The following is an 11,550-nucleotide window of genomic DNA, read 5'->3' as shown; positions in this document are numbered from 1 at the left end:
ATCTTGCTAAGAGGGGGCTGCGAGGCTGTTGATGCAGCTTCGTAGCCCCCTCTTAGCAAGATCCTCCAAGTGGCGGGGTCCAGGGGTCAACGGACCCCTGGCGGGTCCAGGGCGGAGCCCTGGCCTTCCTACCTCATCATCATCGTGCGTGCCGCGTCGTGCAGGGCGGTGCGGCCGGTGTCGCGCAGGTACAGCATATGGCCGCCGGGGGTGACCAGCAGCTGCACGCGGTTGGGTGTGCCGATTTGCGGCAGTTGGGCGAGCAGCAATTTGGTGGCGAAGTAGGGGGTCACCAGGTCGTCGCGGCCGTGCGCGACCAGCACGTGCAGGGCGGGGTCCAGGGCCAGGGCGGTGCGCAGTTGCCGCATGGAGTCGGGCAGTTGCAGGCCGTGGCCCCAGTTCCAGGCGCGCGCCACCGCGTCGTTCAGCACCTGGTACTGGCTTTCGGGTTGCCAGCCCAGGGTGCGGTACAGGGCGAGCATGCCGCTGGTCAGCGGGGCGCGCATGGTATCCAGCACGGCGTCGGGCTGGTCGTTCCAGGCGGCGTTGGGGGCGGCGTCGGGCGAGGCCACGGTGGCGTCGTAGGCGCTGGCCATTTCGCCGGGCACGCGGTCGCGCCGGAAGGTCTGCAGGTCGATGCGCCCGGCGCGTCGGCGCACCAGGGCCGGGTCCAGTCCGGTCAGCGCCGCGATGTGGGTGGTCAGCCGCTCCACCGCTTCGGTATCGGCGGGGCCGCGCAGCAGGTCGGTGATGAAGTCGGTGGTGGCGTATTGTTCCACGGCGGAGAGGTCCGGCGTGCGGCCGGCGGCGTCGGCGGTGACGGCGGCCATGGAGGGCAGCCGGCCGACCAGGGTCATCGGGTCGGTGCCGAAGCCGGTCCAGCCGAAATCCAGCACCGGCGAGATCATCACCAGCCCGGCGACCGACAGGCCTTCGCCGGTCTGCAGGGCGCGCACCAGGCGCGGGCCGCGGAACCCGCCGTAGCTTTCGCCGACGATCATGCGGGGCGAGGCGGTGCGGCCTTGTTTCATGGTCCAGCGGCGCATGACTTCGGCGAGCGGGGGGATGTCGCCGTCGACCGAGAAGAATTGCCGGCGCAGATCCTCCGCCGCGGTGGCGAGCCGGCTGAACCCGGTGCCGGGCGGGTCGATGAACACCAGGTCGGTGAAGTCGAGCCAGGTCTGCGGGTTGACGATCGGGACGGGCGACATCGAGGGGATGGGCGGGCCTTCCAGCGGCAGCCGCCACGGGCCGATGGCGCCGAGTTGCAGCCAGGCCGAGGAGGCGCCGGGGCCGCCGTTCACCACGAAGGCCACCGGGCGGGTGTGTGGGTCGGCGTCGTCCAGCGTGTAGGAGGTGTAGGCGATGTCGGCGTCCGGCCGGCCCTGGGCGTTGACCAGGCGGTACGATCCGGCGGTGGCGGTGAAGCGCAGCGTGTGGCCGGCCAGGTCGATGGTCTGGTGGGTGATGCTGTCCTGCGGCAGTGGCGGGCGGGTTGGCGCCGCCTCGGTGCGGGGTGCGGCCGCCTCGGGCCGGCCGGTGGTTTGGGCGAGGCCGGGCGCAGCCAGGCCGGTGGTCGCCAGCAGCAAGCCGGCCAGCAGCAGGGGAATGCGCAAGCTGATCTCCGTCTCGATGGAGCGGCGACTATCCGCCTCCCGCGATGGCCGCGCCAGCGCCGCCGGCCGGGCCTGGCATGCGCGGGCGGCGAGGCCGGCCGGCGGCGCTGGCGCGGCCCCGGTCCGTCATCCTTGACTCGCAACCCGCCGGGCGCCATAAGCCGCGGCTTCTGATCCGTCGGTCCGCGAGTGTTCGCGCACCGGCGCGTCTTCCGTTGCGCCATGGCGCGTAGTTGGGGTCCGCGTGTTCGAAAACCTTTCGGGCAAATTCTCCGGCGTCTTCGACCGCCTGCGCAGCCGCGGCGCGCTGAACGAGGGCGACGTCAACGACGCCCTGCGCGAGGTCCGCCTCGCGCTGCTGGACGCCGACGTCGCGCTGCCCGTGGTGAAGGATTTCGTCGCCAGGGTCCGCGAGCGCGCGGTCGGGCAGGAGGTGCTGGACAGCGTCTCGCCCGGCCAGCAGGTCGTGAAGATCGTCAACGACGTGATGATCGAGCAGCTCGGCGGCGCCGGCGCGGTGCCGGTGAACCTGAACGCGGTGGCGCCGATCCCCATCCTGATGGTCGGCCTGCAGGGCTCCGGCAAGACCACCACCTCCGGCAAGCTGGCGCTGCGGTTCAACCAGCGGCTGCGCAAGAAGGTGCTGCTGGCCAGTCTCGACACCCAGCGCCCGGCCGCCCAGCTGCAGCTCGCGCAATTGGCCGAGCAGGCCGGCGTCGCCAGCTTGCCGATCGTGGCCGGCGAGACGCCGCTGCAGATCGCCCACCGCGCCATGGACACCGCGCGGCGCGAAGTGTTCGACATCGTCATCCTCGACACCGCCGGCCGGCTGTCCATCGACCAGGCGCTGATGGACGAGGTGAAGGCGGTGCGCGCGGCGACCAGCCCGGCGGAGACGCTGCTGGTGGTCGACGCCATGACCGGCCAGGACGCGGTGAACACCGCGCGCGCCTTCAACGAGGCGGTCGGGGTCACCGGCATCGTGATGACGCGGATGGACGGCGATGCCCGCGGCGGCGCGGCGCTGTCCATGCGCGCCATCGCCGGGGCGCCGATCAAGCTGGTCGGCATGGGCGAGAAGATCGACGCCCTGGAGGAATTCCACCCCGAGCGCGTGGCCGGCCGCATCCTCGGCATGGGCGACGTGGTCGGCCTGGTGGAAAAAGCCGCCGAGGTGATCGACCAGGAAGAGGCCGAGAAGCTTGCCAGGAAAATGGCGAAGGGCCGCTTCGACCTCGAGGACTATGCCAAGCAGCTGAAGCAGATCAACAAGATGGGCTCGCTGTCGTCCATCCTCGGCATGCTGCCCGGCGCCAACAAGATCCAGGCGCAGCTGGAGGCGGCGGGGCAGGGCGACCTCGACAAGACCATGCTGAAGCGCCAGGCCGCCATCATCGGCTCGATGACGCCGAAGGAGCGCCGGGCGCCGGACATCATCAAGGCCAGCCGCAAGAAGCGCATCGCCGCCGGCTCCGGCACCTCGGTGCAGGAAGTCAACAAGCTGCTGAAGCAGTTCGACGACATGTCCGGGATGATGAAGCGGATGAGCAAGCTCGGCCAGAAAGGGCTGATGCGGCACGGGCTGGGCGCGCTGATGCCCGGCAACCGCCGGCCTTACTGAACGCGGGCAACCGCCGGCCTTACTGACCCCCAAATTCACGATACACACACACGGAGACAAGTTTCCCATGGGCCTGAAGATCCGACTTGCCCGCGCCGGCGCCAAGCAGCGGCCGTACTACCACATCGTCATCGCCGACAGCCGCTCGCCGCGCGACGGCCGTTTCATCGAGAAGGTGGGCAGCTACAACCCGATGCTGCCGGCCGAGCATGTCGAGCGCGTGCGCCTGAAGGACGAGCGCATCACGCATTGGCTGCAGAACGGCGCCGTCGCGACCGACCGCGTCGCCCGCTTCCTCGGCAAGGCCGGCCTGGCCCCGATGCCGGCCTGGCGCGAGCAGCCGCAGCAGTCCGCGCCGAAGAAGAAGGCCCAGGAGCGCGCCAAGGCCGCGGCCGACGCCGCCGCCGAGGCCTGAGACAGCGATCCGGACGAGGCTGATCCTTGCCTGACCCGCGCATCCTGATGGGCGTGATTGGCCGGCCGCACGGCGTGCGGGGGCTTGTTCACGCCCATAGCTATACCGCCGATCCTGAGGACCTCACCGCTTATGGGGTGCTGACGGATGATCGCGGGCGCGCCTTCACGCTGCGTTGGGAGCGGGAGGGCATTGCCCGCCTCTCCGAGCGCGTCGAGGGCCGGGATGTGCCAGTGCGGGACCGGGAGGCAGCCGCCGCGCTGACCAATACCCGTCTCTACGTGCCGCGCAGCGTGCTGCCCGTGGCGGAGGAGGACGAGTATTACCTGACCGATCTCATCGGCTTGCGGGCCGAGGATCAGGCGGGCCGCGTCCTCGGCTCCGTCGCCCTCGTCCATGATTACGGCGCAGGCACCAGCCTCGAGATCGCCCCGACCCAGGGCGGCACGCCGCTCCTTCTCCCCTTCACGGCGAAGGCCGTGCCGGTGGTGGATATTCCGGGCGGCCGGATCGTCATCGATCCGCCGGAGGCGGTGGATGGCGAACCCCAGGGTGCCGAAGCCCAGGCCCTCGCGGCCGAGGCCCAAGCGGGGGAACGGCGGGCATGAGCTGGCACGCCACCGTCCTTACCCTCTTCCCGGAGATGTTTCCGGGGCCGCTCGGCCTGTCGCTGGCTGGCCGCGCGCTCGAAGAGGGTCGCTGGTCGATCGAGACGCATGACATCCGGACCCATGGTCTCGGCCGCCATCGCAATGTCGACGACACGCCCTTCGGCGGTGGCGCCGGCATGGTCATGCGGCCGGACGTGATCGGATCCGCCATCGCAGCCCACCGGCCTGCAGGCGATCCGCGTCCGCTGGTCTATCTGACGCCGCGCGGGCGGCTCTTCCGCCAGGAAGATGCCGCGCGCTTCGCTGCCGGCCCCGGCGTCATGCTGCTCTGCGGACGCTACGAAGGCCTCGACCAGCGGGTCATCGAGGAAGCCGGCGTGGAGGAGATCAGCATCGGCGACTACGTACTCTCCGGCGGCGAACCCGCCGCCCTCGTCCTGCTCGATGCCTGTCTTCGTCTGCTGCCCGGCGTCATGGGCGGAGAGACGAGCGCCGAGGAGGAAAGCTTCGCCGACGGGCTTCTCGAATATCCGCACTACACGCGGCCGGCCGAGTGGAATGACCGCCCCGTTCCCCCCGTTCTGCTCTCCGGCGACCATGGCGCAATCCGCGCCTGGCGCCGCGCGCAGGCGGAGGAGGCGACCCGACTGCGCCGCCCGGATCTCTGGGCAGCCCATCTTTCCCGACGCATGGCGGGGCGCCCATCGCCCCAGGACATGACCGGATCTGTTGCAACGGCCTCGGCCGGACCCTAAAAGCCGCTTCACGAGAGGATTTTTCGATGAACATCATTCAGACCATCGAGGCCGAGCAGGTTGCTCGCCTCGTCGCCAATCGCGCCGTTCCGGAATTCGAGGCTGGTGACACGCTGCGCGTTTCCGTCCGCGTCGTGGAAGGCGAGCGCACCCGCACCCAGGCTTTCGAAGGCGTCTGCATTGCGCGTTCGAACAAGGGCCTGAACAGCAATTTCACCGTGCGCAAGATCAGCTACGGAGAGGGTGTGGAACGCGTCTTCCCGCTCTATTCGCCGACCATCGCCGAGATCGCCGTCGTGCGCCGCGGCAAGGTTCGCCGTGCGAAGCTCTATTATCTGCGTGATCGCCGCGGCAAGTCCGCTCGTATCGCCGAGCGTCCGCGCGACCTGCCGGCCAAGGGCGCGGCTGAGGCCGAGGCCGCCGCCAACTGAGCTATGGCGGGCTGGCCTGCCGTTTCGGCAGGCCGGCCCTGACGTGAGAGTCCTGGCAGAGAAGGGCGCGCTGACCCATTAATTACCGGGCGCGCCCGTTGGCGTGTTCGGTTCTGTCCCGGAACCGCGACAAAGGAGAGCCAATATGTCTGCCACCCGTCCCCGCACGCTATTCGACAAGATCTGGGAAGATCATGTCGTCGAGCAGCTCGCGGATGGCACTGCCCTCCTTTATATCGACCGCCACCTTGTCCATGAGGTGACTAGCCCCCAGGCCTTTGAGGGTCTGCGCGCAGCCGGTCGGCGCGTCCATTCGCCGGGCTCCACCATCGCGACCGTCGACCATAACGTGCCCACCAGCGACCGCCGCGGCGGCATCAAGGAGCCGGAGAGCCGCCTCCAGGTCGAGACGCTGCAGGAGAATGTGCGCGAATTCGGCGTGCCTTTCTTCGACGTGCTCGATGAGCGTCAGGGCATCGTCCACATTGTCGGCCCCGAACAGGGCATCAGCCTGCCGGGCATGACGATCGTCTGCGGCGATAGCCATACCTCGACCCACGGCGCGATGGGTGCGCTCGCCTTCGGCATCGGCACCTCGGAAGTCGAGCATGTGCTGGCGACCCAGACCCTGCAGCAGAAACCGGCCCGCAACATGCTGGTGGAAGTGAACGGGACGCTGCCGCCGGGCTGCACGGCAAAGGACGTTGTGCTCGCCATCATCGGCCACATCGGCACCGCAGGCGGCACCGGCCATGTCATCGAATTTGCCGGCCCGGTCATCCGCAACCTCGACATGGCGGGGCGCCTGACAGTCTGCAATATGTCGATCGAAGGCGGCGCGCGTGCCGGCTTGATCGCGCCGGACGAGACGACCTTCGCCTATATCAAGGGCCGTCCCTACGCCCCGAAGGGCGAGGATTTCGACCGCGCCGTCGCTTATTGGAAGACGCTGCCCTCCGACCCCGGCGCGCATTACGACACCGTGGTCCGCATCGACGGATCAGAAATCGCCCCCATGGTGACCTGGGGCACCAACCCGGAATCGGTTCTCCCCATCACTGGCTTTGTCCCTAATCCAGACGAGGCCCGCGATGAGGCGGAACGCGTGCAGATGCAGCGGGCACTCGACTATATGGGTTTGACGGCCGGCACCAAGCTGACGGATATCCCGGTCGACGTCGTCTTCATCGGCAGTTGCACCAATGCTCGCATCGAGGATATGCGGGCGGCCGCCGAAGTGGCGCGTGGCCGAAAGGTCGCCCCGCATGTCCGCGCTTTGGTTGTGCCTGGCTCAGGCCTCGTCAAGACCCAGGCCGAGCAGGAAGGGCTGGCCGAGGTCTTCCTCAGTGCCGGATTCGAATGGCGCGAGCCCGGTTGCTCGATGTGCCTTGCCATGAATCCAGACAAGCTGCAGCCCGGCGAACGTTGCGCCAGCACCTCGAACCGCAATTTTGAAGGACGCCAAGGCAAGGGCGGGCGCACCCACCTTCTTTCCCCCGCCATGGCCGCGGCGGCCGCCGTGACCGGACACCTGACCGATATCCGGGAGCTTGTGTGACATGCAGGCCTTCACGATCCTGACCGCCATCGCCGCCCCGTTGCCGATGGCCAATGTCGATACCGATCAGATCATCCCGGCTCGCTTCCTCAAGACGATCAAGCGCTCCGGGCTGGGCAAGTCCCTCTTCGCCGGGCTGCGCTACGATGACGAGGGCCGCGAGCGGCCGGAATTCGTGCTCAACCAGGAGCCTTATCGTGGCGCCGAAATTCTCATCGCCCATGAGAATTTCGGCTGCGGCTCCTCCCGCGAGCATGCCCCTTGGGCGCTGCTCGACTTTGGCATCCGTAGCGTCATCGCCCCGAGTTTCGCAGACATCTTTCACGGCAACAGTTTCAAGAACGGCATCCTGCCGGTGGTGCTGCCGCGCGCCGTCTGCGACACGCTGATGCAAGACGCGAAGCTCGGCGCCAATGCCCGTATCACAGTCGACCTTGAGCGCCAGGTCGTCGTGCGGCCCTCGGGTGAGGAGATTCCCTTCTCCGTCGATCCCTTCCGCCGCCATACGCTGCTCAACGGGCTGGACGAGATCGGCCAGACGCTCCAGCACATGGCCGAGATTGCGACCTACGAAACCGCCCGCCAGTCCGCGAAACCTTGGATGCCGTCCATCAGCGTCTGATCGTCTCAATAACACCGCAAATCTTCCCATCGGGCGGTTCGTCTGATGGAATCGGCCTGACAGTTTTTTGGTTCTTTTTTCTCAAAAAAGAACCGCTTCCTTAAAAAGCATTCGGGAGAGACGACGCGATGCCCGCCAATAAGAAACTCCTCATGCTGCCCGGCGACGGGATCGGCCCCGAAGTGATGCATGAGGTCGCCGGCATCCTCGAATGGCTGGACCGCAAGCGCATCGCGAGCTTTGACGTGAGCGAGGGGCTCGTCGGTGGCGCCTCCATCGATGCCGAGGGCACGCCGATCACGGCCGATGTTGTCGCCCGCGCTAAGGGATCTGACGCCGTGCTCTTCGGTGCCGTCGGCGGCCCGAAATGGGATAAACTCGGCTTCGACCTGCGCCCCGAAATCGCAATTCTGACGTTGCGCCGGGAGCTTGGCCTCTTTGCCAACCTTCGGCCCGCGACCGTGCTCGACCCGCTGATCGACGCTTCGACGCTCAAGCCCGAAATCGTGCGCGGGCTCGACATCATGATCGTGCGCGAGAGCACGGGTGGCATCTATTTCGGCGAGCCGCGCGGGGTAGAAACGCTCCCCGACGGCCAGAAGCGCGGCATCAATACCGAAGTCTATACGACCAGCGAGATTGAGCGGGTCGCCCGGGTCGCCTTCGACCTCGCCCGCCAGCGCCAGGGCCGTGTCTGCTCGGTCGAGAAAGCCAATGTCATGGAAAGCGGCCTGCTGTGGCGCCAGACGGTGACGGCGCTGGGCGCGGCCGAGTATCCGGACGTGCAGCTTTCCCACATGTATGCCGATAATTGCGCCATGCAGCTGGTGCGCAATCCGCGTCAGTTCGACGTGATCGTGACCGGCAATCTCTTCGGCGACCTGCTCTCCGATCTCGCCTCCATGTGCACCGGCAGCCTCGGGATGCTGCCATCAGCCACGCTGGGCGCACCCGACAGCGCCGGCCGTCGCCTCGCGCTCTACGAGCCCATCCACGGCTCCGCGCCCGATATCGCGGGCCAGGGCATCGCCAATCCGCTGGCCGAGACCTTCAGCCTCGCCATGCTGCTCCGCTACTCCTTCGGGATGGTGGAAGAGGCGGCGCTGGTGGAGAAGGCGGCGCTCTCGGTGCTGGAACAGGGACTGCGCACGGCCGACATCATGCAAGAGGGAAAGACCCGCGTGACGACGAGCGAGATGGGTGCCGCGGTTATGCGCGAGCTGGAACGTCTGGCGGCCTGATCTGCGCCGAGCGAGGGACTAATCGTGACAGCGGGGGTTGCAGTGCCCCCGGCCTTTCGGTAAATCCCCGGCCACGGCACTGCACCCGTAGCTCAATTGGATAGAGCACCAGACTACGAATCTGGGGGTTTGAGGTTCGAGTCCTCACGGGTGCGCCACTTCCACACACAGTCTTTTCAATGATCCGTGGCCCGCGGGCCGGCGTCGCAATTCGTTCGTCCCTGCAGAAAGCAATCCTGCAGCCTGTCAGACTGCCGCAAGACGTCAATGATGTGCAGGCTGAGGAGGACGAGACTTGCCAACAGCAGCAGCGCCGCAATCAAGCCGCGCAGGCTGACGGGCGCCGGCTCCGGCTCGCCTTCCGGCTCCGGATATCCGGCGAGAAAGATCTGCAAACCAAGCCAGGGCCAGTCCCACCAGCGCAACGGCCTTCGTCCCTACCGCCTCTACAGAGGAAGTTAGCGCGCCGGCGCAAAAGGGGAAGACCCTACCCGCGCGCCACGCGCGTGCCGGTCAGCGCCCGATTACGGCAATCAGTGCACTCACGGAATAAGAATTGTCACGCGAGATCTGCGCGAAGGGCCTACCCCAGACCAGACTCCGCGCGAAATTCCGCTCCCAGTCGATCGCCCGGGGCTCGGGCGCGGCGACGATTGTCATGCCACGGCTGCTATCCACTTCGCTGACATAGCCGGTGCTGCGCAGACAGGATGAGCCATTTGGAAATCTGTGCGTTTCGGTTGCAAAACTGCGATAGCGGATGACGAGACCCGAGGCGAGCCGTACCGCCCCATTGGTCTCGCTCGGCAGATCGAGACAGCTCGACCGCATCATGACCGGCACCAGATAGAAGCTGGTCGCGCGACGATAGCTGTCACGGGCGAGGGTCAGGGTCGCATCAAGCCGCCAGGTTGGCACGTCGTCCGTTGATGCATCGACAAGCGCATCATTGGCCGCCTGGGAGGCGAGGATCGCCATCAGCCAGGCCTGCCAACCGGGATCGGCCGAAAGAAAATCCGACACGGCTTTCGCGTTGCTGGCAGTGCGATCCTGCAAATCGAACGGGGGCGGCAGCGGCGCCTGTTGGATCGCCAGGCGGGCTGCGCAGGCGCCGAGCAGGAACAGGGAGAGCAGAGCGAGGCCAGAACATCCCGCCTGCATCCGTCTCCCCATGCGGAGCCAACGCGATGCCCACCCTGTTCCCATGCCGCGCATCCATCCTGTCGCCGCCAGGATCTAGCCGATCTTAATTAAGGAAAGTTTAGAAAATGCCTTTCCAGGCTTGGGCGGATCCAATCTTCCACAGAATGTGAACCGCGCGGTTTCATATCGTTGCCGAGTTAACTTGCGCCCTGTGCATCTGGTCGGCATCCTGTATTTCCCGACCGGCGCGCAAGAAAAAAACCGGCGGGGCCACGAGAGGAACCCATGTATCAGGTCAAAGCCTATTGGGATGCCGAAGCACGTATCTGGCACGGCGATAGTTGCGACCTGCCAGGGCTCTCCGTGCGGGCGGCGACGATGGAAGATCTTATCGCTGACGTGCGAGACCGGGTGCTCGACCTGCTACCCCCGGACAGGCAGTGGGGGAGTTCAGCGCCCCCGATCTCGATTTCCTTCATTGCCAGCCGCTCGGAGCAGATCGCCCGGCGCTACTGACCATGCCACCGGCAGCCGCTCATAGCTGCGCTGCCGGACCTCGGCTCCCTCCCGCCCATCAGACGGCCAAGCCGCTCATGTGCAACAGGAGGAATGCGATCATGCCGGTGATGACCGCCAAGGACGTCACGTAAATCCAACGCTTTAAAGCGCGCATGATACTCTCAAAGCTTGTTGGTCCAAAACCAAACCGCCGCACCGACAAGAAAGACGCAGAGCGGCGTCAGCATGATCATCGTCCTCACATCCATCGCAACCCGGCTTTCTTCTTTACGAATGATCTGGCCACCGGCCACCCGCGATGCGAGACTTATTTACGGGCAGGGCCTCTCTATCTAGCGATGACCAGCGGCAGGGGAACCCGCGCAGGCCGCATGGAAGGACGGAGATTTATGAGACGCGCCTTTCTTGCAGCCCTGCTTCTGGCCACATCCGCCTTTCCCGCCGGGGCGCAGGCCGTCCATGGCTTCTACCTACAGGGTAATACAGGCATCTTCATCCAGAGACCGCAGCCCTTCGATGCAACGCTCGCCCCTCCTGTGGCGACGACGAATGCCCCTGCTGTGGGTGCGGCAGGTGCCGGCACTGCGTTCAGCGACGCGCCTGCCTTGAGCGAGAGCGGCAGCCTCGGCTACGGCTTCGGCAACGGCCTGCGGGTGGAGGCGCAAGGGATGCACACAGTAGGCAGCCCGAATGGTGACTGAGTTGTAGCCTGATCAACAGATTAGAGCGTGACTCTCGTGTCAGATCTACGTTGCATCGGGACTGTCTGACACGATCTCGCGCTACGCGGATCGGGCGGTGGCGATCCTTAGACACTTTAACTTCGGAGGCCTGACTTTGCCCATGCCGCGATGTGCGTAAGCTCTTCGGAACACCGCGGTTAGGGAGGATCGCCTTCTGTTGGGCCGCCCAGCCCAAACTGGAGGAATGGCCTCTCCCGAGAGTTTCTTTCCTTTGTCTCGCAGGCTGCGCCGGAGCAAGCCAGGCCGGGGAATAACATTCATGCAAGAGCCTCCCA

The 11,550-nt window shown here is 66.4% G+C and carries 13 protein-coding genes and 1 tRNA gene; 11 read left to right on the top strand and 3 right to left on the bottom strand.

Annotated elements, in window-relative coordinates; translation table 11 throughout:
• Positions 1-128: 128 nt before the first annotated feature.
• Entirely contained in the window at positions 129-1,616 is a 1,488-nt protein-coding gene (locus VL752_RS08955) for a S10 family peptidase (RefSeq protein ID WP_325354292.1), read from the bottom strand.
• Between the two features lie 244 nt (positions 1,617-1,860).
• Between VL752_RS08955 and ffh the strand changes: the two genes are divergently transcribed.
• From ffh to VL752_RS08910, 9 genes are all read left to right on the top strand, one after another.
• Positions 1,861-3,237 carry a signal recognition particle protein gene (gene ffh / locus VL752_RS08950; RefSeq protein ID WP_325354290.1) on the top strand — a complete coding sequence of 459 codons (1,377 nt, stop codon included), beginning with the start codon at positions 1,861-1,863 and terminating at the stop codon, positions 3,235-3,237.
• A 67-nt stretch (positions 3,238-3,304) separates the two neighbouring features.
• The gene (rpsP, locus tag VL752_RS08945; RefSeq protein WP_325354288.1) at positions 3,305-3,652 is read left to right on the top strand and encodes a 30S ribosomal protein S16; all 348 of its coding nucleotides are present in this window, start codon (positions 3,305-3,307) and stop codon (positions 3,650-3,652) included.
• 47 nt (positions 3,653-3,699) lie between these two features.
• Complete coding sequence (gene rimM, locus VL752_RS08940; protein ID WP_408863074.1) at positions 3,700-4,260, top strand: ribosome maturation factor RimM; 561 nt, start codon at positions 3,700-3,702, stop codon at positions 4,258-4,260.
• Positions 4,257-5,018, top strand: coding sequence for a tRNA (guanosine(37)-N1)-methyltransferase TrmD (gene trmD, locus VL752_RS08935; RefSeq protein ID WP_325354284.1), 762 nt, complete (start codon positions 4,257-4,259; stop codon positions 5,016-5,018). The genes rimM and trmD overlap by 4 nt, the downstream gene beginning before the upstream one ends.
• A 26-nt stretch (positions 5,019-5,044) precedes the next feature.
• Positions 5,045-5,449: a 50S ribosomal protein L19 gene (gene rplS / locus VL752_RS08930; RefSeq protein ID WP_325354282.1), complete on the top strand. Its 405-nt coding sequence runs from the start codon at positions 5,045-5,047 to the stop codon at positions 5,447-5,449.
• A gap of 145 nt (positions 5,450-5,594) precedes the next feature.
• Entirely contained in the window at positions 5,595-7,007 is a 1,413-nt protein-coding gene (gene leuC / locus VL752_RS08925) for a 3-isopropylmalate dehydratase large subunit (protein WP_325354280.1), read from the top strand.
• Between the two features lies 1 nt (position 7,008).
• Positions 7,009-7,629 (top strand): 3-isopropylmalate dehydratase small subunit, encoded by a 621-nt coding sequence (gene leuD, locus VL752_RS08920; RefSeq protein WP_325354278.1) that lies wholly within the window; start codon positions 7,009-7,011, stop codon positions 7,627-7,629.
• Positions 7,630-7,757: 128 nt separating this feature from the next.
• Positions 7,758-8,870: a 3-isopropylmalate dehydrogenase gene (gene leuB, locus VL752_RS08915; RefSeq protein WP_325354276.1), complete on the top strand. Its 1,113-nt coding sequence runs from the start codon at positions 7,758-7,760 to the stop codon at positions 8,868-8,870.
• Positions 8,871-8,951: 81 nt separating this feature from the next.
• Positions 8,952-9,028 (top strand) — tRNA-Arg (locus VL752_RS08910).
• Between the two features lie 18 nt (positions 9,029-9,046).
• Here the strand turns inward: VL752_RS08910 and VL752_RS08905 are convergent.
• Both VL752_RS08905 and VL752_RS08900 read right to left on the bottom strand, forming a co-directional pair.
• Positions 9,047-9,295, bottom strand: coding sequence for a hypothetical protein (locus tag VL752_RS08905; RefSeq protein WP_325354274.1), 249 nt, complete (start codon positions 9,293-9,295; stop codon positions 9,047-9,049).
• Between the two features lie 88 nt (positions 9,296-9,383).
• On the bottom strand, positions 9,384-10,031 hold the full coding sequence (locus VL752_RS08900) for a hypothetical protein (protein WP_325354272.1): 648 nt from the start codon (positions 10,029-10,031) through the stop codon (positions 9,384-9,386).
• A 267-nt stretch (positions 10,032-10,298) separates the two neighbouring features.
• On the opposite strand from VL752_RS08900, the gene VL752_RS08895 reads away from it, so the two are divergent.
• Together VL752_RS08895 and VL752_RS08890 are read left to right on the top strand one after the other, a co-directional pair.
• The gene (locus tag VL752_RS08895) at positions 10,299-10,529 is read left to right on the top strand and encodes a DUF1902 domain-containing protein (RefSeq protein ID WP_325354270.1); all 231 of its coding nucleotides are present in this window, start codon (positions 10,299-10,301) and stop codon (positions 10,527-10,529) included.
• Positions 10,530-10,921: 392 nt separating this feature from the next.
• A complete protein-coding gene (locus VL752_RS08890; protein WP_325354268.1) occupies positions 10,922-11,233 on the top strand; it encodes a hypothetical protein in 312 nt (103 codons plus the stop codon).
• The last annotated feature ends 317 nt before the right edge of the window (positions 11,234-11,550 follow it).

It is taken from the genome of Acidisoma sp., assembly GCF_035492295.1.
In the GTDB taxonomy this organism is placed as follows: domain Bacteria; phylum Pseudomonadota; class Alphaproteobacteria; order Acetobacterales; family Acetobacteraceae; genus Acidisoma.
This window is presented reverse-complemented; position numbering and strand designations above follow the sequence as displayed.

Coding starts and splice junctions, on each gene's coding strand:
- rpsP (WP_325354288.1), top strand. CDS start 3,305: ATGGGCCTGAAGATCCGACTTGCCCGCGCCGGCGCCAAGCAGCGGCCG.
- leuB (WP_325354276.1), top strand. CDS start 7,758: ATGCCCGCCAATAAGAAACTCCTCATGCTGCCCGGCGACGGGATCGGC.
- VL752_RS08890 (WP_325354268.1), top strand. CDS start 10,922: ATGAGACGCGCCTTTCTTGCAGCCCTGCTTCTGGCCACATCCGCCTTT.
- rplS (WP_325354282.1), top strand. CDS start 5,045: ATGAACATCATTCAGACCATCGAGGCCGAGCAGGTTGCTCGCCTCGTC.
- VL752_RS08900 (WP_325354272.1), bottom strand. CDS start 10,031: ATGCAGGCGGGATGTTCTGGCCTCGCTCTGCTCTCCCTGTTCCTGCTC.
- leuC (WP_325354280.1), top strand. CDS start 5,595: ATGTCTGCCACCCGTCCCCGCACGCTATTCGACAAGATCTGGGAAGAT.
- VL752_RS08895 (WP_325354270.1), top strand. CDS start 10,299: ATGTATCAGGTCAAAGCCTATTGGGATGCCGAAGCACGTATCTGGCAC.
- leuD (WP_325354278.1), top strand. CDS start 7,009: ATGCAGGCCTTCACGATCCTGACCGCCATCGCCGCCCCGTTGCCGATG.
- trmD (WP_325354284.1), top strand. CDS start 4,257: ATGAGCTGGCACGCCACCGTCCTTACCCTCTTCCCGGAGATGTTTCCG.
- rimM (WP_408863074.1), top strand. CDS start 3,700: ATGGGCGTGATTGGCCGGCCGCACGGCGTGCGGGGGCTTGTTCACGCC.